Consider the following 23,982-nt stretch of genomic DNA (forward strand, 5'->3'; position numbering starts at 1 on the left):
GCTCCAGAAAAATAAAATAATAAATTAAATATGAGGACGAGATTACTTCGTTCCTCGCAATGACATAAAAAATGAAAGTATTAGCCAATGACGGAATTTCTAAAAGTGGAATTCTAGCTTTAGAAAAAGGTGGATTTGAAGTTATAACTACAAAAGTAGCGCAAGAACAAGTGGCTAACTTTGTAAATGAAAACAATGTGAGCGTTGTTTTGGTACGTAGTGCTACCAAAGTTCGTAAAGACATTATAGATGCTTGCCCAGGATTAAAAATTATTGGTCGTGGTGGTGTAGGTATGGATAATATTGATGTTGACTATGCTAAAAGCAAAGGAATTCACGTAATCAATACTCCTGCTTCTTCATCAGAATCAGTTGCAGAATTGGTTTTTGCACATTTATTTTCTGGTGTACGTTTTTTACATGATTCTAACAGAAATATGCCTCTTGAAGGAGATACAAACTTTGAAGGTTTGAAAAAAGCATATGCTAACGGAATCGAATTAAGAGGAAAAACTCTTGGTGTTGTAGGAATTGGACGTATTGGTCAAGCTACTGCTAAAATGGCATTAGGTTTAGGCATGAAAGTGATTGCTGCTGATATGTTTATTCCACAAGTTGACGTTAAAGTTGAATTTTTTGACGGTCAATCTATCACGACAACTATCGTTTCTCAATCATTGGAATCTTTATTCAAAGAAGCTGATTTCATAACATTACACGTTCCTGCTCAAGATGGTTACATCATTGGAGAGAAAGAATTAGCTATCATGAAAGACGGCGTAGGTATTGTAAACTGTGCTCGTGGTGGTGTTATTGATGAAGTTGCATTAGTAAAAGCATTAGACAGCGGAAAAGTATTATTCGCTGGATTGGATGTTTTTGAAAACGAACCAACTCCTGAAATGACTATTTTGATGAACCATAAAATCTCAATGACTCCTCATATTGGAGCTGCAACAGGAGAAGCACAAGATAGAATTGGTACTGAATTAGCTTCACAAATTATCAGCATATTAGGCTAGTATTTTTGTATTAAATAGTAAAAAGGGATTCATTAACAGTGTTTAATGAATCCCTTTTTTATGAAATTTAGTTTTTCTAATTCATACTATATCGAATTTAAAAAACAACAAATCACCAATCACAACTATCTGAAAATTAAATTTTTAAAATAAAAATCAGAAGGGATTATTTATTTTTTGTAACTTTATGAATCATTCTTTCATCATGAAAAATAGTTTTTACATATTACTTTTGATTTTTTGTTCTATCATTGGTTGCACTACTTCAAAACCTATAATCTCAGGTAAAGATGAATCAACTATTACTCAAAACGACACGGTCAGAATTGCCAATGACGAGCTGCAATATGAAGTTATAATAATTGACCCAGGCTTTAGCACTTGGATTAATTCAAGAGCTTTACCGCGAGGGTATCATTCTCAAACCTACTTAGAAAACAGAAATCAATTTTACGTTAGCGAGTGGAACATCCGTGTTTTGCAACCACAACGATATGACCCTAATCTTTATGGAATGACTATTAACTATGATTCTAACATTGATTATGGTTATGAAGTGAATTATTTGATATATAATTACTTTATTTATTTTCAAAATACTTACAAACAAAAACTCTTTGGTAATGTTCCCTCAAGATAATGTTACTATATTTGTAATCATTATAAATAAAGATGAGCGATTTAAAAAAACGTTGGGGAATTGAAACCAATTTCCAACTCACAATTATATTTATTGTTTTTGCAATTACGGGTTCAGCTTCAGCCTGGTTATCAAAGCCATTTTGTTTTTGGTTGGGAATTACAAAATCAGACTTAGGTTATTGGCTCACTCCTGTCCGATTAGTATTAATTTTCCCAATATATCAAGTGCTTTTAGTCTTAATAGGATTTATTTTTGGGCAATTCAAATTCTTTTGGGCATTCGAGAAAAAGATGCTGAAACGAATGGGATTTGGATTTCTTTTCAAAGAATAAAAAAACGCATCAATTACTGGGCGTTTCTATTTTTTATCAGATAATTATAAATCCATGTCAACGTAAATGTGGGAATAAGATCTGAAAATGGCAAAATTTCTTCTAGAAAGGTAACTACTCCGCCTACTTTACCAACATTTCCTTTATACATTGTAGTCATTAAATAACCTGCAATTGGCGCCCAAACCACATCAGAGAATTCTCCAACGAAAGGAACAGCAAACGATAACATCCCTATTGCATCAAATAACAAACCCAGAAAAAGATTTCTGTTTTTATTATCTATTTGGTCAACTTGTACTTTTTTTATCATTATTTTTTTAGAATTGTTTATTACAAAACATACAAATCTAATGCCAATTAATTTTTAAGTTTGTCTTTAAATATTTTCTTTAATTTTTCGACTTTTGGCGTAATTACATAACTACAATACCCTTGCAATTTATTCTGATTGTAATAATTCTGATGATAATCCTCGGCTTCATAAAATAATGCAGCCGGTGAAACTACAGTAACAATGGGTTCCCCAAACGTATTTTCTCTCGTCATTAAAGCAATATACGCTTCGGCTAAATCTTTCTGATTTTCATTATTATAAAATATTTCGCTGCGGTATTGTGTACCAATATCATTTCCTTGACGGTTCAAAGTAGTGGGATCATGCGTTGCAAAAAATATTTCCAACAATTCCCCAAAACTTATTTTATTGGGATCAAAAGTAATTTGAATCGCCTCTGCGTGACCGGTATCGCCATTGCAAATAGCCGCATAGGTGGGATTAATTGTATCTCCGCCTATATATCCCGAAACCACCGTTTTCACGCCATTCAATTCTAAAAAAACTGCTTCGGTACACCAAAAACAACCGCCGGCAAAAGTGACAACTTCCATTCCTTCTTCAATTTCCATTTATAAGTTTATTTCGTTTACAAAAAATCTGATTTTGGGTTATTAGTAACGTAATCTAAAACCAAATTTAATCTAATAATTGGAAGTGATTAATCCCTATTAACTAAAGTTTATAATTTGTGAAGGGAAAATATATTGTGAACCATTTAATAATCATTAAAATCTTTGTTTCTTTGTGAAAATAGTTTGAAAATGATACAAGTCAAAAATCTACATAAATATTACGATCAACTGCATGTGTTGAAAGGAGTTGATTTACATATTCAAAAAGGAGAGATTGTCTCTATCGTGGGTGCTTCGGGTGCTGGGAAAACAACACTTTTGCAAATCCTTGGAACTTTAGATAAACCTACCGTTGAAAACGGAATTGAATTGCGCATTAATGATGAAGATATTCTGACTATGAACGACAAAAACTTGTCCAAATTCAGAAATTTAAATTTGGGTTTTATATTCCAATTTCATCAATTATTACCTGAATTTACGGCGTTGGAAAATGTTTGCATTCCCGCTTTTATTGCCAATAAATCCAAAGTAGAAACAGAAATAGAAGCCGAAAAACTACTAACCTACCTCGGTCTTTCCCACCGTATGGACCACAAACCCAATGAACTTTCCGGTGGAGAACAACAACGTGTGGCAGTCGCAAGAGCATTAATCAACAAACCCGCAATCATTTTTGCCGATGAACCTTCGGGAAATCTTGACACAGCATCTGCTGAAAACCTGCACCAATTATTTTTTAAATTGCGTGATGAATTGGGACAAACATTCGTCATTGTAACCCACAATGAAGAACTAGCCAATATGGCCGATAGAAAATTAGTAATGGTTGATGGACAAATTAGTGGTCAGTAATCAGTGTTCAGTTTGTAGTAATTTAGTGGTCAAAAAAATAGAACGATGATATTTCTTAGAACCTTTATGGTACTATTTTTTTTGTTAATTAATTATTTTGTCTGGCATATAAATAATCAAACAAAAAATACTTCAAGTGCTCTTGGAGGAGGTATTTACATCCTTTGCTATTTTGCTTTATCAATAATTACAATAATAATAATAATAATTGCTTATTTAACCAACTTTAAAAATTTCAAAAAAATTGATTATTTTTTATTCGTTTTATGTAGTCCTATAAGTTCAATAATTACTATTTTACTATCAAAATAATATAAATAGGCTGATTAAACAGCTGTGAGAGTTTGTTAATCAGTATTAAGATAAAAACAAAATCTGTTCAAATCTGTTCAAATCTGTTCAATCCGCGTCATCCATGTCCAAATTATGAATTTCTCCGAACTCAAATCTTTCCTCGATGAAAAAGTTGTACAATATAACACGCTTGACTTCATAGAAAGTGATCCTGTCCAAATTCCGCATTTATTTTCACAAAAAGAAGATATTGAAATCGCTGGTTTTCTAAGTGCAACAATTGCTTGGGGAAATCGTAAAATGATTATCAAAAATTCTCATAAAATGATGGATTTAATGGGAAATGCTCCTTATGATTTTGTTATGTCACATACCGAAAATGACTTGGAACGACTAGAAAATTTCGTTCATAGAACTTTTAACGGACAGGATTTTGCCAGTTTTATTAGAAGCCTAAAAAACATTTATCAAAACCATAATGGCTTAGAATCCGTATATGCTAAAAACCAAGAATTAGCAACTATGCAAAAAAGCATCTCAGAATTCAAAAAAACATTCTTCGAAATTCCACATCAGTATAGAACCCAAAAACACATTTCGGATCCCTTGAATAATTCAGCAGCCAAGCGAATTAACATATCTAAGCGGTTAATTATGGTAGTCTGTAGTTTTAATTAAATGTGACCAGATTATTATTGTCAAGAACTATTTCATCCACCATTCTTGTAACGGATTCACTTGCTTCAAAATCAATAAAATCTTCATCTGTATATTCAATTCCCTTGAAATCGTAAACAGCCTTTTGGTCTTCAATGTCTTGTAATCGTTGTGCTTCATTAGTCGCTTTTCCACGTGCATAATACATCCAATCCCATTTTACAGAAAACCAATCCGTAGTAAAAGCTGAGTATTCCTCGAAACCTTTGTATTTGATAAGTATATAAAAATACCCTCCTTTTTCCAGCTTAGTATGATTAACTGTTATTCTTTCTACTAAACTATGTATTAATCGTTTAGTATCATCGAAACCAGATGTAAGTTTATATTCACTAACAGCACTTTCAACTTTTAATTTAGCAAAATTTGAATCAGATTCAAGTATTTCTGATTTTAAAATTTCAATATTGTTTTTTAAATTATCAATAACCTTTAAATTTTTTTTATACTGTTCTCTAATTGATTCATCATCTTCTAAATCTTCATCATCCAACCAGCTTAAATGTTTTTGCTTTAGCTTAATTTTCTTTTTAAGCTCTTCTTCATACTTACCTAATTTATCCTTTAAAACAACTCCATTGTCGTTATTAATAGGCAGGTTTAGCAACAAGTCTTTCAAGTTTTTGTTTACAAATAAATGCTGAATAATGAAATTTTCAAATCTTACAATTGATATGCCTCTTGACTCTGGACATTTTCCTTGATGAATGCATTTGTATGCTGAATCTTTATTAACAATTCTTTTTTTACCACGATATTCTTTTCCACAATGTCCACAAACAATCAAACCATTTAATAGATATTTAAACTCGCTCCGTTTACCTACCTTTTGTTTGTTTTTAGCAAGATTTCGATTAACCTTATCAAATAAATCTTCAGATATAATTGATGGAACACTTGCTTCGATTCGCTGTTTGTTCCCTTTTGGCTTTCGATTCCAAACACGAGTTCCCTTATAAACTGTGTTTTTCAACATATCATATATCACATTCCCTCGCCATTGTATTGAAGATTTTTTAAATACAATTTCTTCACCAGTATAAGCATCTAAACGAATAAAAGAATCTTTCTTACTTACATTCTGAAACTTGGTTGGTATGTTATCAGCATTCAATATATTAGCTATAGTATAAGAACCATTTCCAGCAAGACTTAAATTAAATATTCTACGGACAACATCAGCTTCTGTTGGAATTATTTGATACATTCCATCGGCACCTTTTTCATATCCATACGGTAAACCACCGTGTGTTTTACCTTCAGATGCACGTTTGTCAAATGTAAGATTAACTTTTTCTCTTGTCTGTTCGGCAAATAGCTGATTGGCTAAAGATTGAATACCTGTAACAAATTTTATTGCAGGGTCTGTTAAATCTGTTTCAACACCCTTAGGATAAAATTTTACGTCTTTTTTATTAACTTGATACTGGAATATTTGCCAAATATTAGAGTTTCTTTCAAGTCTTGATTGGTCAAACACATAAACAGCTGTTATTTTGTCCTTATCAATATCTTTCATCATTTCTGCAAATGAGGGTCTTCCTTCAATCTCTTCTGTAGTTCCAGAGATACCAACATCAGAATAAATTTTATATTTCATTCCAAGTCTGATAGCAACTTTAATACCTTCAGTAGTCTGAATTTCAATAGAAGTATCTTTGCCAATAGCTTTAGTTCCCGAAATACGAGTATATATTCCTAACATGTTGTTCCTTTTTCACAAATATATTAAATAGTTTATTAAGGGTAATTAAGGTAGTGTGAAATTATTTTATAAGATTAATTGTTTTGCCAAAAAAAACCTTTGCTCAATTGAACAAAGGTTTATGAAATTATTTTTAATTATCAATTTAATCGACTATAATAACACCAAATTTTGACTTCTGTATATTATTCATTAAATTAATTTGTTCCTTATTTTTCAGAATAACTATTCCTTCAATAAATCCAGAATTTAAATGCTCCGTAGCAACATCAATTGACATATAATGTTTAATATCAGTAGGTTCTCTTTCAACTTTAATCTTTGGTTTAATCGTTTTTTCTGGAGTATTTTTAACTGAATTGTATGCTGATGATATACTGATTTCTCCTTTATTTAACTTATCAATAATTGCTTTTGAGCCTTTGTCAAGAACACTTGAATATCTTATAACAGTCGTTCTTCCAACCCCAGCAATTTTTGCTATTTCTGCATTTGTATCAACATGGTCGGTTACTTCAGTGTTTTTTCCGCCTTTAGACAAATTCATTTTAGCAGTAGCTTCAATAGTATCTTTAGATAAGTAAGCCAATTGTATTTTCTCAATACTAGAAAGATTTCTTCTTTGAAACTGATGCTTGACCATCCAAAGTTTTATATCATCAAGATTTTTGAAATCTTCCTTTATCTCTTTGACTGGGATATTCTTTTTATTTAATTCAATACATGCTTTTAATCTTGTATGTCCTTCAATAACAAGTTTTTTTCCTTCTGAAGTTATCATGTATAAAATAGGGTCATTTAAACCATTTTTCTTAATATTATCTTTTAACTGTGAGTAAAGTTCTTTATTCATCAATGGTAGATATGATTTTAATTCCCAAATTGAATTCAATTCTTCAAACTCATCCATGACGTAAAACTCATCACCGAAGATATTTATCTTAGGAATTGAATCATTTTTTATTGTTGGATTTGCTAGAAAAAGTTTTCCATCTAATTGACATCCAGCTTTTGCGTAATAACGATGTTCTTTATTAAGAGTAGGGTCATTTGGATTTGGATTATTTTTAGTTTTCCCCCATTGCTTAAAGAAAAAAGGCACATTCTGATTTTCACATTTATCTTTTATAATTCTAACCCATTCTTCTTTCATTGGACGAATTACCTTTTCAATTATTTTGTTACCATTGTCGTCTAATACATTAGTATAAACAACCTTCCCGTCAATAACTTGAAATTTGTCTTCGCCTTTTTCATTCTTTTCACGTTCATAGGAATTATTTCCACTCTCCCCGCCAACAATAACCCAATCTATGCCAGTCAAGTCGATTTCTGAAATCTCTTGAATAAATGGCTCAATTGATAAAAATTTATGCTTTGCTTTGGATTTAACTAATGCAGGAATTCTTCTAGTAGAATACTGTGTTCCGCAAGATACACCCATCCAAATATTTTCAGACCAAATTAAATCATCTGGTAATTTTTCAAATCTAGTATGTCTTTTGGTTAATATCTGATACGTATGTTGTGGCGTTTCATTCATTACTTTAAAAACTTTTCTAAGAAAATTATCAGAAATATCACGATGAAACAAATCACTCATAGAATTGACAAAAACTGTAGTGGGGGATTTCCATGAATAAGGTTCTTTTAATGCGTCTTCATGTTCAACCACGACATCAAACCCCATTTTATACCTATCTTGCCCCATAGCCTTCAATCGTTTTGTCAATGTTTCAGCATAACAGTTTAGACACTCATTACCACCGTTCTTTGAACTACTATAATGAGTACACCCAGTGGTCGGATTCCACGAAACGTCCGTCCACTCTATATTTGATTCAGCCATAAATTACATTTTTTTCAAATATAAAATTATAATTCTTATTGAATTGACTTTGAATCTAAACTTTTTATCCAACTTTTAAACCTTTGTTCAAATGGTCAAAGGTTGTGTTGACTTTTATTCATCATCATTAATCAACAACATAAATTCTGGCGTTAATTCGGTTGTTCTTGAATAACATTCTGAAACTACTTTGGTTTTGATATATCCAACTACAAGTAATTTATCTACTGCTTCAAGAATTATTTTTCTGGTAGTTCCAAGTTCTTTTGCCATGTCCCCAGCTCTTAGATTGAATATTCCAATAGAAGGAAAATCCAGTATGAGCATAAGCACTAATTTTTCAGTACTCCCAATAGTTTTAAGTTTTAATAATTTTGAGTTCATTTTTTTATCTTTTTAATTTCATTATTTTAATAGCTGTAATTTTATGTAAGAGCCATTTTCATTTGAATAGTCAATCTGCGAGTTAATATAATTTCTAATTTCTTCAGTAACTTCATTCATGAATTTCAGATTCCAAATTTCTTTTAGGTCTTTTTTTAATGTATCAAATCTTCTTTAGAGCTGTTATTTAATTCTGAAACTAATTCTTTAAATGGAGACCAGTTACGCTTAATGGTAGCTAGACTTTTGTTAAGCTTTTTACTGATTTTTTCTTGGGTTATTTTACCATCACTTTGAAAATCCCAGTCCTCAATAGTGTCATTGATAGATTTTTGTGTCTTATCAGTTTTAATTTTTCCCATTAATACAGCAGTAGTTTTTTGTTTTTCTTCTTTAGTTATTTTTTTATTTGGATTGAAGATGATTCTTCTTTCTTTATTCAAATATGACAAAAGTGTTCCTTCACTACGTTTTTTAATAACACCAGCTACTATTGATTTGATTTTATCTTGCTCATATTTTTGAGTAAAATGCTTATTGATTTCGTTGGCACATGCCATTAAAAAACCAATTTCCTTAGTTGGGTTCAAAAGTGCGTATTGAGATATTACACCAAACATGGTTCTGTTTCGTTGACCAACTTCAATTCTTTTTGGTATAAATGGGATACATAAATTTTTCTTCTCATCAAATACAATATAATCACCATCAGTACCTTTAAAGTAATCATCAATATTATTGAATCTTATTTTATCTGATGGTAAAAAGGTGTCATCTACTGTTATAAGTCTTTCTCTCTTCTCTCCCTCCAGTATAGGAGTAAATGATACCTTTTTATTAATTGCTTGAAAAGTAAGTGAATCTTTGTTCTGGTAGAGATTAGCATCATAAGACAATATGTTCTGTTGAGTAGCTTTGCAAGCCCCTTTATCAGTCTGGATACCTAGTATATTACTAATGGCTAGATATGTATCTTTAAAGTTAGTAAGAGATAAACCATCAACTTTGACTAATATTCCTAATCCTGTTTCTGAAAGTGATTTCCAACAAGCAAATATGTATGGATTAGTTAAATCAATATCAGTAGTATCATCAACGTCAATGTATATTAGCCCAGTAGGCACGTGTATTGTTTCGTTGGAAGCTTTACCGATGAATTTAAAGTTAAAGCGGAATGTTGGGAGCTTACTTGTTTTTATGTTTTGGTAAACTGGAGATGATTTACCAAGTTTTCTGATGTCTAAGATTGTTTGTAAATTAGAATCACCATGTTTGATTGTTGAAAGGGCTTCATCAATCGTTACGTTTTTGTCTATAAAAGGGTTTTTACCATTTTTAAACTTGTTAATAGTTAGCATTAAAAGTTAATATTATTCTCTCGTTATTGTTCTCTCATTTTTACTTGGTGAGAGAAGCTGGGAGATATGCCTATCTTTTATCCCAGCACCCAAGGCAATCATTTCTGACTACTTTTATAAATATCTGAAGATTTATCGAAATACAATTTTTATCATTTAATGACTAAAATTGGCTTCAAATGAGATAAAAACCAAATACTCATAATTATACGAATAACTCCTGATATTGTCAAGTGCTAAATTGAAAAATCCTTACTTTTATTAAAATTTAAAGCTTTTTCGTACATAAAAAAGACCCTATTTTTATGATGTACCAAAATGCACTAGATGCTCCTGCATTTACTAGTTAACCTAATTTCAAAACACCTCTTTTTTATGCTAAAATCAAAGAAATCTATCGATTGCTTCAAAAGCTATTTAACAAAACAGATACTGAAAAACACAAGCTTTTATACCATGATAACAATCATTTTGATAGAATAAATACTTTATTAGATTTGATAGTTTACTGTAAATTTATCATAATCAAATAATTCAACTTCGATATTTAATTTAGTATTTTTCATTTTTTATCCCTTCCTTCCCCCGTTATCCGCCTCTTAAGTCCTCCCCCCATGATACGAAAACATAGGGTACGGAGGTTTTCGATAAAAATTTCCCAGCCAAAAATTGGATATAATATTCAAGATGACACATATTTTAAAAAATATTTTTTAAATTTTTTCAGCCAAAAAATATGTTCCTATACATAGTAACATCAATCCAAATGTTCCGAAAGCGAGTTGCTTATTTTCATTAATGTGAAACGCATTTATTCACTACTTTTCTAGTAATTCTTTTAAAAACTACTAATATTGAATATTTTCAGCATTTTTATCCCAGTCAATATTATCAATACCATCTGTAATAATATCTCGAATTGATTTATTTTCTGACTCAATACCAAACCATAATAAAACAATAGAACTAGCATCATTTATTTCTGATTCATCTGGTACAACATCGGAAGTAAGCCAAACAGAATAGATTATTGGTTTCAAAATGTTTTTCGAAACATACATATCCTCCTTATTTAATACGGCTTTTCGATTCCCCCAGTCTTTAGAATAACTTATTAAACCAATAATGCTATCATTCATGGCTTCATTTGGTTCGCCTACTAATAGCCCTCCATAAGTTTTGCTCATATTGAAAGCTTCGACCTCAACTATTCTTCCTGTTTTTAATTTAATTTCCATATCTATCTTTTAATATAAATATCACAAACCCAGGAAAATCAAGCTTTTACTTGCATATTAAAAAAATCCCTGGAATCTTTGCAAAGTGTTATAAATAAAGGTTTACCTTTTTGTATAACAGCAAAAGCACAAAAAATAACCTTTGAGACCAGTAAAACAACCTCAAAATTCAGTAACCCTTTTTTTATAACAGTAAAATATGAAAACACCAGTTGCAATTTTCGGAAGAGTAAGTTTAGACTCGATGGATTTCCAAAGACAAATAAGCGATTTAAAAAAAGTAGCCGATAAACTCGACTATGAAGTTGTGAGTATAATTACAGAAAAAATATCTGGAGCGAAATCAAATAAAGAACGTTTAGGAGTTCAACAATTATTAGAAGAAGCTAGACAAGGAAAATTTAAAAAAATCCTTTGTACTGAAATTTCGAGATTAGGAAGGTCAAATACACAAACTCTTTGTTTACTGGATGAACTTCATCAACTAGGAATTAGCATTTATTTTCAAGACCTAAATTCTGAGACTTTAAACGAAAAAGGAGAGGTGTCATTCCAAACTGAAATTTTAACCAACTTACTTAGCTTATTTGCGAAAAACGAGCGACAAACCTTAATTTCAAGAATTCGCTCAGGGATGCAACAAGCCAAAGCAAATAATATCCATTGCGGGAGACCCAAAAATAGCTCTGAAAAAAACGACCAATTTTTATCAAAATATCAAAAAGTTGTATTTGGTCTTAAACGAGGCTATAGTGTAAGAGAATGTGTGAAATTGTATGATGTGTCTCTTGGAACTGTTGCAAAGGTTAAGAAAGTGGGGAATCTATGATTTTTACTTCTCTAATTACTTTTAAAATTCTCTTTGATAAAATTTTCTTTCAATTTAAGAATATCTGCTTCAGAAGCAGTTCCTTCTTTCTTTTTACCTGTTTTAATATCTTCAAAATAATATTCTAAACTAGAATCCCAATCCATTCCACCATATTCAAATATGAAACAAGGAACTAATAAATTATTTTCATTTTTCCAATAATATTCTTGTCTAGTGCCAGCTTCATGATAATAAGTAACCCAAAAAACATTTTTGCCGATTTTTTGTAAATTAATTTCATGTGACCCTTGTGAATCTGGGTCTTCATATTTTTGAAGATAAGTAATATATTTACTATCAATCTTCTTCTCGTTGGGATTGTTGGAAATTGTTGCTTCCTTTTTTTTACTTGTTAAATTATCGTTTTTGGAATTATTGCAGGAAGCAATAATAACTATTACCATAATTAAAAGGCTAAATCTTTTTTTCATGTTTTTTATTTTTTTTCGTTTTAGGTAATTTCTTTTATTATAAAAGTCAACTTTAATTTTTGGTTTTATGCTATCCTTTAGATTCAAGAATTTCATTTAATTCTTCAATTCTTTTCTCTGTTTTCTCTTTTTCACAATTATTTAAAAAAGCATTGTACAAACTACCATTCATGTCTTTTGTTTCTTCTTCACAAGAAATATCTCTATATTTTATCCATTTTCTCTGCTTAAGTCTTAATGCAGTTTTTTCAGTTTCGCTTAAAACTGCCATAACTTGTTTATATACAACGTTTAATTTTTTATCAACAACTTCAAGTTCTTCTGCTGATTTTATATTGCTACTCATATCATTATCATCTTCAATAGGCTCTGAATTAGTATTTGAGGTCACTTGTTGACTATCAGTTTCTCTTACATTATTGTTACTATTGGATGTTGAATATTCACTATTTAAATTTTCTGAATCGGAATTTTCACAATATGCACTCACAAAAGTTAATGGTGTATTTGATGTTTCGTCTTTTGTAAAAGTAAACTCAACTGTTTTTCCATTTACTCTAACTTTATTCCATTTTATATCAATTTGAAATTCTCCTTCATTATCTAGTCCAATATGTCCTAATTCAGCTTCACCCCATTCTTTTTGTAAAGATTGGTATCCTCTATATTTAACATAAGAAATTACCTCCTGACAACTTGAAAAATTTGTTTTCACTTCATTTTTAGTATTTTTATCATTTCGACAACCTGAGGAAATGAATAAAAATGAAAGAGTAATAAATATTATGAGTTTTTTCATATTTAAAATTTATTGGTTTTATTTGTAATTATATGCTTTTGAAATACAATTATTGTCCAATATAAATTGGGGCGTAATTACTGCATTTTTCTGCAATGTTTAAATCAGAACTATTTGATAAAATTATTTTACCACTTTTATCTATAATGAAACTATAATTTAATTTTTCGTCACTAACTAATTTACCTTTTGTCAAATATCCTCCTCTGCTTTCCTGAAAAAAAGTCCTTTTATTAGTTTCAAATACAATTATAATTTTGTTTGAATTGCATACGTTGACATCTTTTAATGCCCATTTATCAAATTGTATGATTTTTTTCTTTTCATAATCACCCGTTACTAATGTGTATTTCCCAGTCCCATTACAATTAAAACATTTTACAGGGCTACCAGTTAAGGGATTTCTTTGAAATGTTCTAATATATCCGTTACGAACTTTGTCTGGCACAATACCAGTTCCAGCACAAACCTCACAATGCCTTTCTCCAATGTCTTTTGATGGCTGTTTTTCAACTACTGTTTCCGAATTATTGTTTTGTGGAAGTAATGGATTGAAATCAATCATATTTGCAAATGTTTTTTGAAATGTTAATTGATTTTCAGTAAGTGGATTTTCAAAATTATTTATTTGACTAAGAGATAAATTATAAATAGATAATTTATTCTCTATCCAACCCATAAAAGTATATTTGCCAATTGCATTATTATCAAAAAATATTGGAAAATTTAAACTTAAACTATTCAATTCGGTTATTGCTTTATAATATTTCCATTCATAACTATTTCCCCAAATATTTAACACTTTATCGCATTTGTTAGTTTGGTCTAGCCATGGACTAATAAAATAATATTTATCATCTTCATATTTAAGATATAATTTGTCTTTTTTATATTCAACTACTTTTGAATTGTTTCCAATTACATTTGCTTTGAAAAATGAATTTATTTCTGAGATTGCCTTATCGTATAATCCGTCAACATTGTTTAATAGGTCGTCAATTTTTGTTAAGACTGCATTATTTTTAGAGCCATAACTAGTACCGAATAAAGCGAATGTTCCTTTTGAATTTTGAATTAAGTCATTCAATAAATAATTATTTGAAACAGTCTCTGTAAAATCTGAAAAATTGTTAATTGTTGTATTTCGTTTAAAACGACCTTGGGGGTTAGTAAAAAAATCAATAGCGTCAAAGTGTGTTTTGTCTCCCAAATTAATAAATTTCAGAGGGACAAAATTATTGGCAGTAAAATAAATCCCATCAAATCGTTTATTCATTTTGAATTTTTTCTTTGAACTACTTAATTCTTGTATTTTTGATATTGCTTTTTCTTGAAAATATTTTGGATTAGTATTTAAGATTTTTGCTTCATTTAATAATTCCATTTTTGGAAATGAATAAAGCGAATATAATCCAGTTAGTCGAGAGGATGTTGTTGATTCTGTATTGTTTAAATCTAAAATGTAATAATCAATAAATTTATCTTTTGTCCCATTAAAATTATATGTTTTTATGACTAAATATTGCTCATTGTCAGTTAAAGATAAACTTGTAATTATTGAGTTCTTGTTAGAGCCTGTTGTGTTTAACATTGCAATTCCAAGTTTCGAAAATGCTATAGTTTTTTCCAATCTGCCAGTTGGTAAGTCATAAAAAAACAAATCACCAGCAAAATTTGTTGTAATTAATTTTGTTTTGTTTTTACATGTAATGATTATAGGACATCCTAACTTGAATAAACGAGTATTTTCTTCATAATATCCATTGTTTTCAGAATAAGATTGAGAAATTTTATATCCTTCTGGAGGAGCAGATATATTTTCATAATTGACATCATTAGTTAAATCATTAATTGATTTTTCTCTCAAATCTATTTTTATTTGAGTATGACCTATTATTGGTAAAATAAATAATAATAAAAATAGTCTCATTGCGTTATTTCAATTTCGGGTAATGAATAAATAAATGTATTATTGATTAAAATATGTTTTAAATCTGATGAAATAAAAGCAGTATGAATCCTTTCTTTGTCAAATACAAAATTATACGTATAAACAAAAGAATTATCTCTCTCACTATCCCTATAATACCCTTTATAAAACTGGATAAAAGCAGTATTCTCATTTTCCCTTATTTTTTCAGACAAGTTTTTTCCCATTGAATCAAATAATATTGGCAGTCTTGCATAAGCATGAAGAATTGTGTTATTAAAAGCACAATCTGGGTTTTGTTCAATATAAGTTCTTTGCCCTCCTATTCCTCTATAATAAGAACAAACTGGAATGAAGTTTTTATTTTTTTTAATAATATCTGTTTGTTCTCCTGATTTGTTAAATTTTTGAAATATTTTTTTATTTCCCACATATCCTTCATATTCAATAATAAACTCTCCTTTTTCATTCGAAAAAACTTGTTTTGTTGGTCGATAATAATTTTTATCAAACACAACAGAAATAGGAGGATTAGTTCCTGCTTCGAATGATGATATTTTCATGTTTTCATAATCAATAAATACCAAATAACTTCCAAAGTCAATAACTTTATAATTGAAAGTGGAAAGATTATATGTTTTTCTTTCATTCCATTCTATACCGAGATTTATAGGTATATACAGTTTTTGTTTAACCGAAATTTTTCCAAATTGCTTAGATGACAAATCAACGAGAGATATTGCAATTGTTCCCCTTTTTAGCGTATTGGAACTTTCTACTGAATATAAAATCATTATTCCTTTATCAAAATCTAAAATTTCAGTTTCACTGTTTACTTTAGCGATTTGTATAGATGGATTTAATTCTCCAATAAAACTTGACTGTGTGTTCTGATTCTGACTATTAACAGAACTCGAAACATCAAGTACCTTATTAAAGGTTTCCTTTTTAACTTGATTTGCCCCCTCTTTATTAGCAACAGGTACTTTTAAAGACATCCCCAACTGAATTCCCTCTTTTTTAAGTTCAGGATTAAGTTCTATCAATTCATCAGCACTTATATTAAACATATTTGAAACACTATATATGGTCTCTTTTGGTTTTACTTCATGGATTGAGAAATCAGTTTTACCATTAGTATTAACAGTTTGTCCTATTGAACTAGATATGTTCAAAAAATGTAATAACAAAACAAAGAATAATTGTTTTGAGCTTATTTTATTTTTCATTTCAATTTTAAATAATTAATTTTTGTGTTGTTTTTACCATAATTCGAGACAATCTAATTCCTTAATTTTCTTTTTAAGAATTACTGTAGTCAAAAAAAGCTTTTGTCTTTAATTTGATTTTCACTATGATAGACATGTATTCTTGGAGGTTTATTGGTATAATGATTTTTTTTTAATAATTTAAAATATTTGTATAAAAAAATAAAATAATAAATAGGATAATGCTTTATAAAATCACCTACAAGTTGGGCAAGAGCTTCTTCTAGCTTCGCTACAACATTTCATAGAACAATATTTTCCTATTGAAGATGAAGAATTAGTGCTATAGCAATCAGTCATTTTTCCAAGATGTGTATAATGCTCTCCACTGAAAGATTTACCACACCACGAGCAAGTTTTACTGCTAGATGATGATGAACTACTGCTTGATGATGAGCTACTCCCTGAATACGATGAACTATTTAATTCGGTCAAAAGAAAATCATCGGAAAGTTTTGTATAATTATTATCACTGCAACTTACACTTCTTCCATCAATAGTAAAAGTAATATCATCATAAAAAGAACCTTCATCATATTCTGCTAGATACCATTTAGACAAAACAAAACTCATTTGGTTTTTTGAGAATACATTGCTTTCGCCATTTTTATTTGTAACCAAAATAAAATCTGATTTACGAATTATAGTTTCGGAACAGTCTAAACAACTTTTTTCAATTTCTTCCGAATATTTGTTTTTGCAACTTGTCACCAAAGTAGCAGACAAGATTATTGTAATGAAAATTATAATTGTATTTTTCATTTTTTTTATTAATTATCATTAAAAAGTCCTACTCGTTTGGCTTTTCGGTATCGCCCCGTTTTTAAAATGGTTTCTAGTCTCCATTGAAAATAAAGACTTAATTTGTCATTTTTGCAAGTTTCTTATTTAAGTATTTAATAAAAACCTTACAATTAACTTGAATTTTAGTTAAATCGTCAGGACTTGTTGCTATTTGAATATGAACAATTTCATCATTTAGCTTTTTAGTTAATTCTGAAATTTTTTGCTTGCTCATAGCCAAAAGGTTTTCTTTAATTTCGTTATTTATTTTAGAGATTATTTTTGTTCGTTATTTTTATTTTCAAAATACTCACAATCTGTAAATGACTTAAAACAAGTACAATCTACAATTCTCACTTCTTGTCCTAGTTCATTAACAAATACTTTACTGCATTTGTGTTCAACCGTAATTAAGGGAAAAGGAGAGTTGGGTTGTTCAATATTTTCTATTCTTTCATAGTATATACACATAATTCATTTTTTTAGTGATTATTCCTCTTCTTTTGACATTATTGAATTATCCTCTGATTTAGAAACAATATCCTTTTCACTTTCCTCTTGGGCTTGGGCTTGTGAAATTAATTCGGCATCATTTTGGTTTCCATTTTCCAACAAACTATCTCTTAATTTTTTTTTAATCATTTTTTTTACTTTCCATAATTTGTTTTTTTGTTCGTTAAATAGTTATTTTTACAACTTTTGCATGTTCTTGTGTATTAATCATATTTAGAGACTTTTAAAAGTATTTACTCATCAGTTGAGAAGGCTTCCTTAGTATCAACAAAATGAGAATCCAAGGTGTATAATTCTTTATCCAATCGATAAGTAATCTCTCTTTTAATTGAAGGACAACAACTAGCATCTTCCGACGCATATACATCAAGAGTAGATTTTATTTCGCCATCGATAATTGATTCTGGAAATCCTAAATCAGAATCATTTCTTGCACCTTGACCGCTACTCCAATCGAAGTAAATAAATTTATCTAATTCCTTTTTATCATTTGAAAAAGCTATTAACCATCCACAAGCAACCCATGTTTTTTGTTCGTCATCTTCAACACTATATCTAACCAAGACATCTCTGTTATTATCCCCATTTATATCACCGTATATTATGCCGTTTGGTTGAGGTCTACATTTGTATTTTTTTAAGGATAAATTTGAAAACTCATCAATAAATAATTTTTTGACAAAAGCTTCACTCTGAATTAATTTGATTGGTTTTGATAGCGGAAAAACTTTTTTACTCAAAGGAGCTTCCATTTTAAACGATGGCTCTTTTATCTTTGTTTCGTTTTTACAACTCCATAATAAAAAGATAAAAAGAACTGATAATAAACTTGTTTTCATTTTTTTTAATTTAGCTATATACATAATATTTTTGTCCATCGGTGAAGGGATTTTTACGAAAGGAAACTCAAAGTTTGATTGTTTCATCTGGGTTTAATGGGTTACGACTAGCTAACTTGACACACTACATTGATATTTTTTCTATAATGAAATTTTATAATTCATCTCAAACCTACACCAAATTAATTGTCAAATAATTAAGAATTAGTTATCGTCTAATTTTCTTGATTTAACGTTAGGTTTTAAAGTTTTCACAAACATAATTAAAAATTCAATTAACATATTATAGTATGTTAAAAAAATTAAGCATTATCCCCAAATTGGCTTGAAATAGAAGCTATGGATAATACTTGTGAATTGAAGCGTTTGGGATTGCGTATTAAGCAATTGAGGACGGCTCGTGGATTATCACAAGCAAAACTTGGTTTGAGTATTTTAAAAGACCAGCAATCTATTCACAAAGTCGAAGCTGGAGAATTCAATCCTACATATCTCTATCTACTTGAAATAAGCAAAGGACTTGAAATAACTGTAAGTGAACTGCTTGACTTTTGAAAACACTTCCGAAGTTTTGTTTTTCTATATAATGTTAAAGTTTTGGGTGTTTTTTAACCTTTGCAAGAAACTAGTAAAAGCAAAAAAAAGAGTATTACTTAAATTAGCAATACTCTTTTTTATAGACATCTAAACAAATAAAAATCCACAGAATTCTATGTTTTTTTTATCAGTACTAAAAAAACTACGGAACAGCCGTAAATGTACCATTTGTAATATTGAATATTTTCTCTACTATTTTAGTATTGTTACAGTAGCCCAATGGATATCCACCGTCATTGGTTAAATTACTTATACTGAATTCTCCTTTTAAAACTGTTCCGTCAAAACTTGTTATTTTTACTTTACCAGATGTTCCACTTTTGCTCCATAAATTCACCTCTTTATAACAGAGTGCTGGGTCATTTAGCGGTATAAATGCAGCCATGTTATCTGTGTATAAACCGTAAGTTTTATTTACAACTAATACATTATCAGTCGTTCTAATTTCCAAAGTAAGCATTTCTAAAAAATCACAAGGAACACCTTTTATTTTTGGTGATGTAACTATTATAAATTCATTGACATTCGTAGTTGTAGTAGTACTTTTTTCCCAATACATTTCAGAAATTGCGGAATCATGTTCGTATTGTGCATTATTTAGTGTAAAGCTTAATGACGGTTTTTCAGAATTATTTGTATTTGAATCTGAATCATCCTTTGAACAAGACAAAAAAGTCATTAAAAGAATGGATAAGAGTAGAAATTTTTTTTTCATTTTTATTTTGTTTTATATGTTAATGTTTTTTCAAAAATACACCTAACAAAAAAGAAAGAAATAAAGAATTAGTTTCCGTAAAGATTTTATGATTAACCGTTGAGAATTAGTCAATTTTGAAGTTTCAAAACTACTGTAGTCCCTTCATTTGGATTTGAAGAAATAGATATTGGATTCTCATTATCCTCTTGAAATAAAGCAATACGTTCTTTGGCTAAATCAATTCCTTTTGAAGCATGAAGTTTATTTAAGCCTCCCGACATCATACCTTTTCCGTTATCGATAATCTCGCAAAAAAGATAATTATCACGCTGTTTGAACCAAAGTATCAATTTTGGATTTACAGAATGAGAATCAAAGGCATGAACAAATACATTTTCGATAAATGGTTGAATCAACATTGGAGGAATTTCGGTTTCAAACAAATCCAGTTCTTCATCAATAATCAACTCAAATTCAACTTGATTTTTAAAACGCATATTTTCTAGTTTAATATACGACTGCAAGTATTCAATTTCATTGGACAATGCAATTCGTTGAGCCGATGAATTATTAAGTGTTTGACGAATTATTTTTGAAAACTCTCCCATATACATTAACGCATCATCGGTGTTATTATCGATGATATAGTTCTGAATAGAATTCATAGCGTTAAAGATAAAATGTGGGTTCATTTGGCTTTGTAAGGCTTCCATTTTGGTTTCAGCAAGACGTTTTTGTACTTCTGCCTTTGCTCGTTCCTGATTTTTAATTGTACGAATACGATTCCTGTAAATCACATAAAGACCTATGCAAATAAAAACAAAACTTCCTAACAAAAACCACCATGTTTTCCAGAAAGGAGGTGTGATTTGAATCTTCAAAATATCATTGGAAGATATTGCTCCAGAAAATAAATCTTTAGTTTCTAATCTTATTTTATAGTTCCCATTTGGCAAATAGGTAAGATTAACATTTTTATCTTTTGTCCATTTGCTCCAATTCGAATTTGTCAATCCTATTACTCTGTAGCGGTATTCTAACTTATTTGGGTATTGAGCATTTTGAGGTTCGAAAGCTATTGATATTGTATTTTCATTATAAGGAAGTCTAATACGGTTAGAATCATAGCCAAACCATTTAAAACGCTTTTGATTAATTGCTTCAAAATTGACTTCAATTCCTGTAATTTTTATTTTTCTCGGAATGTTTTTGGTAGAAATATAATTTTTAAAATCAAAATCATAATAACCGTCTTGCGTTCCCATTGTCAAAACTGTCCCATTAATATTTGAAGAAGTAAAAGTCTTAGCTACCAATCCTTGTTCCTTATCAATTAAACGAACTGTACCATTTTTATAGACATTCAGTCCTTTTTCTGTCCCAATAAATAAACAGTCTTTGTAACATTCTAAAAATGAAATTGAATTTCCAATTAATTGTTTACGGTCGATTTTCTTGATTATTTTGAATCCTTTTGAAACATCTATAATAAAAACATCTCCAAATGAATTTGCAATTACAAGTTCTTTTTTATTATTGATTTTGGCTTGAACAAGTTCTTTCTCGTTCCAAATTTTATTAAAGCAATAGGAATAAGGTTTATCGTTTTGAAAAGTATATAATCCTCCAGATGATGAAAACATATAATGCTTACCATTTAAAGGCAAAATCGAAAAGACATCTCTTGGAGTATTTTCGTCTGTTAATTCATATATTTCGAAACCTTTATTGTCTTTATAATCATCTGACTTATAGAATTTACCGTAAGCTATTTGGTAAATTATTTTATTGGAGTTTATAAAGCCAAAAGCACTAACAGAAAATGGATAATATATCTTTATTAGTCCTTCATTGTTTATTCCAAACAATCCAATCGTAGAATTTACCCATATAACGGAATTAATTACTTGAACATCTTTTAATTCCAAATCTTTCAATCTTTTTTCATTAAGATTTACATTTTGGTCAAAATTCAGATAAACATCATTTCTTCGAAGCCAATTACGCATAAAATCACAAAACATTGATTTCGTGATTTCTTTAGTGATTTTTTCTCCCTTTAAAAAAAGCAATCCATCATCATGTAGAATGAGATTTTGATTTTGCTTATTTTCGAGACTTACAACATTTAATTTTGTTTTTTTATAAAACGAAGCTGGATAATATTTGATTTGTTCTTTTAAATCAATCTTATACAAACCTTTATTATTTGTCCCTACATAAAGATTATCTGTTTGGGAATCGTAATACAGACTCCAAACCTCTGAAGTTTCAACTCCGAACTCATTGTTGAGATTGATGATTTTATTGTTGACAGTTTTAAAGATTCCTCCAGTAGCAAAATTAATTGCATTGGCAGCTAAATAAGTGACACCTCTTTTATCGGTTGCAAAATTCCAGAAAATACTACTCCCAAAATTGATATTGGAATCCTTATCCGCTAAGTAATCTTTAATACTTATTTTACTTATAGCTTTATCAATTCCATCTCCACGACAAATAAATAGACTATCATCTTTCTTGTGAAGTGAAAATATATCAGGTTGTTTGTGATTTATAAGCTTTATACTTTTCGTCCCTAAATCAATTCTCCAAAATCCATCATTAAAAGTCCCAAAATAGATTTTAGAATTTATTTCAACAAAATCCATAACTTGAAATAGGCTTCTACAACCAACTATTTTCTTGCTAAAAATGATTCTATGTGTTTTAATATCTAAAACAGAAACTCCAAATTCAGTTCCTACATAAAGAAGATTATTGTGAATAAATAACCGTCTGATTTTATCATGAATCAGTCCATTCTTTTGATTTATGACCACAAAATTTTGACCATCATAAAAGGTTAAACCTCCACCATGGCTACCAAACCACATGTTATGATTTGCATCTTCAATTATTGCCCAACAACTATTATGAGCCAATCCATCGGAAGTAAAATAATTCTTTGCCGAACCGTTTTGAATAGCTGATAATCCATTTGCTGTTCCGACCCAAAGAACACCACGACTATCTTTGTATATGGAATAAACGCTATTATTGGACAATCCATCAATTGTAGAAAAATTGGTTGACGGAAATTGTTGAGCAAAAGCTATCTCAACAAAAAGAAGTACTATAAGCAGTATTTTATTTCTTTTGAATAATAGCATTTATAAATTCTTCTTTTTTTCTAACTGATACTGGTAATGTTTCTCCATTGCATAGTTCTACAAGAAGTTCATTCGTTTTATTAAATCGAGTAACGTAATTAAGATTTACTAAATAGGATTTATGGATTCTTTGAAAAATAGAACTTGGAAGTAGTTCTTCAATATATTTTAAAGTTTTAGATAAGACAAGATTTCTACCGTCTAAGCAAACAATTTTACAATAATTACTATCGGCTTCACAATAAAGAATTGAGTTAGTCTTAAGTAACTCAAATCCGTTTTCCGTTGGTAATGCTATCCTATTAAACTCCGAGCCACCAGTATCAATATTTTCTAAAAGCAATCTTAATTTTTCTTCTTGCGATGCCTTATTTTGTTTGTCATCATATTTTTTTATAGTCTCCAATAAATCAATATAATTGATTGGTTTTAGCAAATAATCCAATGCGCTACATTTTATAGCATCAATGGCAAATTCTGAATGTGCTGTAGTGAAAATCACTTCAAATTGAACTTTATTCAACTCTTTAAAAAGTTGAAAACCATTTTTATTAGGCATCTGAACATCAAGAAAAACTAATTCTGGATTATACTTTTCAATAGAAACAATTGCTTCATCAACACTTTCGCATTTATCAAGAATTAAAAATTTATCAGGAAAATAACGAATCAAAAGTTTTCCCAGAAACTCTCTAGCGTTAAATTCATCATCAATTATAATGGTTCTAATCATTTGATAAATGTAGAAATATTTTAGTTAATTCTGAAAATTGAATTAGTGAACGTATCAAAA

General features: G+C 29.5%; 25 protein-coding genes and 1 pseudogene. 7 read left to right on the forward strand and 19 right to left on the reverse strand.

The annotated features are described in order from the left end of the window. Positions 1-71: 71 nt before the first annotated feature. The 3 genes from ACM55F_RS09300 to ACM55F_RS09310 all read left to right on the forward strand — a co-directional run bounded on the left by ACM55F_RS09300 (position 72) and on the right by ACM55F_RS09310 (position 1,997). The gene (locus ACM55F_RS09300) at positions 72-1,022 is read left to right on the forward strand and encodes a D-2-hydroxyacid dehydrogenase (RefSeq protein WP_039107595.1); all 951 of its coding nucleotides are present in this window, start codon (positions 72-74) and stop codon (positions 1,020-1,022) included. Positions 1,023-1,227: 205 nt separating this feature from the next. Beyond that, positions 1,228-1,662, forward strand: coding sequence for a DUF6146 family protein (locus ACM55F_RS09305; protein ID WP_416853526.1), 435 nt, complete (start codon positions 1,228-1,230; stop codon positions 1,660-1,662). Positions 1,663-1,694: 32 nt separating this feature from the next. Beyond that, positions 1,695-1,997, forward strand: a complete 303-nt coding sequence (locus ACM55F_RS09310) for a DUF6787 family protein (protein ID WP_416853527.1) — start codon at positions 1,695-1,697, stop codon at positions 1,995-1,997. A 13-nt stretch (positions 1,998-2,010) separates the two neighbouring features. Here the strand turns inward: ACM55F_RS09310 and ACM55F_RS09315 are convergent, their stop codons facing one another. Together ACM55F_RS09315 and msrA are read right to left on the reverse strand one after the other, a co-directional pair. After that, positions 2,011-2,310, reverse strand: coding sequence for a hypothetical protein (locus ACM55F_RS09315; protein WP_416853528.1), 300 nt, complete (start codon positions 2,308-2,310; stop codon positions 2,011-2,013). A gap of 47 nt (positions 2,311-2,357) precedes the next feature. Then, a complete protein-coding gene (gene msrA / locus ACM55F_RS09320; protein ID WP_416853529.1) occupies positions 2,358-2,906 on the reverse strand; it encodes a peptide-methionine (S)-S-oxide reductase MsrA in 549 nt (182 codons plus the stop codon). A 192-nt stretch (positions 2,907-3,098) separates the two neighbouring features. On the opposite strand from msrA, the gene ACM55F_RS09325 reads away from it, so the two are divergent. Further along, complete coding sequence (locus ACM55F_RS09325; RefSeq protein ID WP_416853530.1) at positions 3,099-3,764, forward strand: ABC transporter ATP-binding protein; 666 nt, start codon at positions 3,099-3,101, stop codon at positions 3,762-3,764. Positions 3,765-4,190: 426 nt separating this feature from the next. Continuing rightward, positions 4,191-4,706, forward strand: a pseudogene (locus tag ACM55F_RS09330) (DUF2400 domain-containing protein); the annotation flags it as partial. A gap of 22 nt (positions 4,707-4,728) precedes the next feature. Here ACM55F_RS09330 and ACM55F_RS09335 read toward each other — a convergent pair. The 5 genes from ACM55F_RS09335 to ACM55F_RS09355 form a co-directional block, all read right to left on the reverse strand. Then, positions 4,729-6,480, reverse strand: a complete 1,752-nt coding sequence (locus ACM55F_RS09335; RefSeq protein WP_416853531.1) for a recombinase family protein — start codon at positions 6,478-6,480, stop codon at positions 4,729-4,731. Between the two features lie 145 nt (positions 6,481-6,625). Then, a complete protein-coding gene (locus ACM55F_RS09340; RefSeq protein WP_416853532.1) occupies positions 6,626-8,329 on the reverse strand; it encodes a DUF5131 family protein in 1,704 nt (567 codons plus the stop codon). A 114-nt stretch (positions 8,330-8,443) separates the two neighbouring features. Beyond that, positions 8,444-8,713 (reverse strand): hypothetical protein, encoded by a 270-nt coding sequence (locus ACM55F_RS09345; protein ID WP_416853533.1) that lies wholly within the window; start codon positions 8,711-8,713, stop codon positions 8,444-8,446. A 155-nt stretch (positions 8,714-8,868) separates the two neighbouring features. Continuing rightward, positions 8,869-10,071, reverse strand: a complete 1,203-nt coding sequence (locus tag ACM55F_RS09350) for a hypothetical protein (RefSeq protein WP_416853534.1) — start codon at positions 10,069-10,071, stop codon at positions 8,869-8,871. 848 nt (positions 10,072-10,919) lie between these two features. After that, the gene (locus ACM55F_RS09355; RefSeq protein ID WP_416853535.1) at positions 10,920-11,309 is read right to left on the reverse strand and encodes a hypothetical protein; all 390 of its coding nucleotides are present in this window, start codon (positions 11,307-11,309) and stop codon (positions 10,920-10,922) included. A gap of 199 nt (positions 11,310-11,508) precedes the next feature. Here ACM55F_RS09355 and ACM55F_RS09360 point away from each other — a divergent pair, with 199 nt between their 5' ends. Beyond that, complete coding sequence (locus ACM55F_RS09360; protein WP_416853536.1) at positions 11,509-12,138, forward strand: recombinase family protein; 630 nt, start codon at positions 11,509-11,511, stop codon at positions 12,136-12,138. Positions 12,139-12,149: 11 nt separating this feature from the next. Here the strand turns inward: ACM55F_RS09360 and ACM55F_RS09365 are convergent, their stop codons facing one another. From ACM55F_RS09365 to ACM55F_RS09405, 9 genes are all read right to left on the reverse strand, one after another. Next, positions 12,150-12,611: a hypothetical protein gene (locus tag ACM55F_RS09365; RefSeq protein WP_416853537.1), complete on the reverse strand. Its 462-nt coding sequence runs from the start codon at positions 12,609-12,611 to the stop codon at positions 12,150-12,152. A gap of 70 nt (positions 12,612-12,681) precedes the next feature. Continuing rightward, positions 12,682-13,410 carry a lysozyme inhibitor LprI family protein gene (locus tag ACM55F_RS09370; RefSeq protein WP_416853538.1) on the reverse strand — a complete coding sequence of 243 codons (729 nt, stop codon included), beginning with the start codon at positions 13,408-13,410 and terminating at the stop codon, positions 12,682-12,684. Positions 13,411-13,459: 49 nt separating this feature from the next. Further along, a complete protein-coding gene (locus tag ACM55F_RS09375; RefSeq protein ID WP_416853539.1) occupies positions 13,460-15,340 on the reverse strand; it encodes a hypothetical protein in 1,881 nt (626 codons plus the stop codon). Continuing rightward, a complete protein-coding gene (locus tag ACM55F_RS09380) occupies positions 15,337-16,569 on the reverse strand; it encodes a LysM peptidoglycan-binding domain-containing protein (RefSeq protein ID WP_416853540.1) in 1,233 nt (410 codons plus the stop codon). Before ACM55F_RS09380 ends, ACM55F_RS09375 begins: the two co-directional genes overlap by 4 nt. A 234-nt stretch (positions 16,570-16,803) precedes the next feature. Next, complete coding sequence (locus tag ACM55F_RS09385; RefSeq protein WP_416853541.1) at positions 16,804-17,370, reverse strand: hypothetical protein; 567 nt, start codon at positions 17,368-17,370, stop codon at positions 16,804-16,806. A 97-nt stretch (positions 17,371-17,467) separates the two neighbouring features. Beyond that, complete coding sequence (locus ACM55F_RS09390) at positions 17,468-17,626, reverse strand: hypothetical protein (RefSeq protein ID WP_416853542.1); 159 nt, start codon at positions 17,624-17,626, stop codon at positions 17,468-17,470. Positions 17,627-17,667: 41 nt separating this feature from the next. Next, the gene (locus ACM55F_RS09395; protein WP_416853543.1) at positions 17,668-17,862 is read right to left on the reverse strand and encodes a hypothetical protein; all 195 of its coding nucleotides are present in this window, start codon (positions 17,860-17,862) and stop codon (positions 17,668-17,670) included. Positions 17,863-17,880: 18 nt separating this feature from the next. Then, the gene (locus ACM55F_RS09400) at positions 17,881-18,033 is read right to left on the reverse strand and encodes a hypothetical protein (RefSeq protein ID WP_416853544.1); all 153 of its coding nucleotides are present in this window, start codon (positions 18,031-18,033) and stop codon (positions 17,881-17,883) included. Positions 18,034-18,137: 104 nt separating this feature from the next. After that, complete coding sequence (locus ACM55F_RS09405) at positions 18,138-18,830, reverse strand: hypothetical protein (RefSeq protein WP_416853545.1); 693 nt, start codon at positions 18,828-18,830, stop codon at positions 18,138-18,140. Between the two features lie 252 nt (positions 18,831-19,082). Here ACM55F_RS09405 and ACM55F_RS09410 point away from each other — a divergent pair, with 252 nt between their 5' ends. Further along, positions 19,083-19,298: a helix-turn-helix transcriptional regulator gene (locus tag ACM55F_RS09410; protein ID WP_416853546.1), complete on the forward strand. Its 216-nt coding sequence runs from the start codon at positions 19,083-19,085 to the stop codon at positions 19,296-19,298. Between the two features lie 184 nt (positions 19,299-19,482). On the opposite strand, the gene ACM55F_RS09415 is transcribed toward ACM55F_RS09410, so the two are convergent. The 3 genes from ACM55F_RS09415 to ACM55F_RS09425 all read right to left on the reverse strand — a co-directional run bounded on the left by ACM55F_RS09415 (position 19,483) and on the right by ACM55F_RS09425 (position 23,922). Then, complete coding sequence (locus tag ACM55F_RS09415) at positions 19,483-20,055, reverse strand: hypothetical protein (RefSeq protein ID WP_416853547.1); 573 nt, start codon at positions 20,053-20,055, stop codon at positions 19,483-19,485. Between the two features lie 110 nt (positions 20,056-20,165). Next, on the reverse strand, positions 20,166-23,189 hold the full coding sequence (locus ACM55F_RS09420; protein WP_416853548.1) for a sensor histidine kinase: 3,024 nt from the start codon (positions 23,187-23,189) through the stop codon (positions 20,166-20,168). Further along, entirely contained in the window at positions 23,167-23,922 is a 756-nt protein-coding gene (locus tag ACM55F_RS09425; RefSeq protein ID WP_416853549.1) for a LytR/AlgR family response regulator transcription factor, read from the reverse strand. The genes ACM55F_RS09420 and ACM55F_RS09425 overlap by 23 nt, the downstream gene beginning before the upstream one ends. Between the last annotated feature and the right edge of the window lie 60 nt (positions 23,923-23,982).

Origin of the sequence: Flavobacterium melibiosi (assembly GCF_048158545.1) — a bacterium.
In the GTDB taxonomy this organism is placed as follows: domain Bacteria; phylum Bacteroidota; class Bacteroidia; order Flavobacteriales; family Flavobacteriaceae; genus Flavobacterium; species Flavobacterium melibiosi.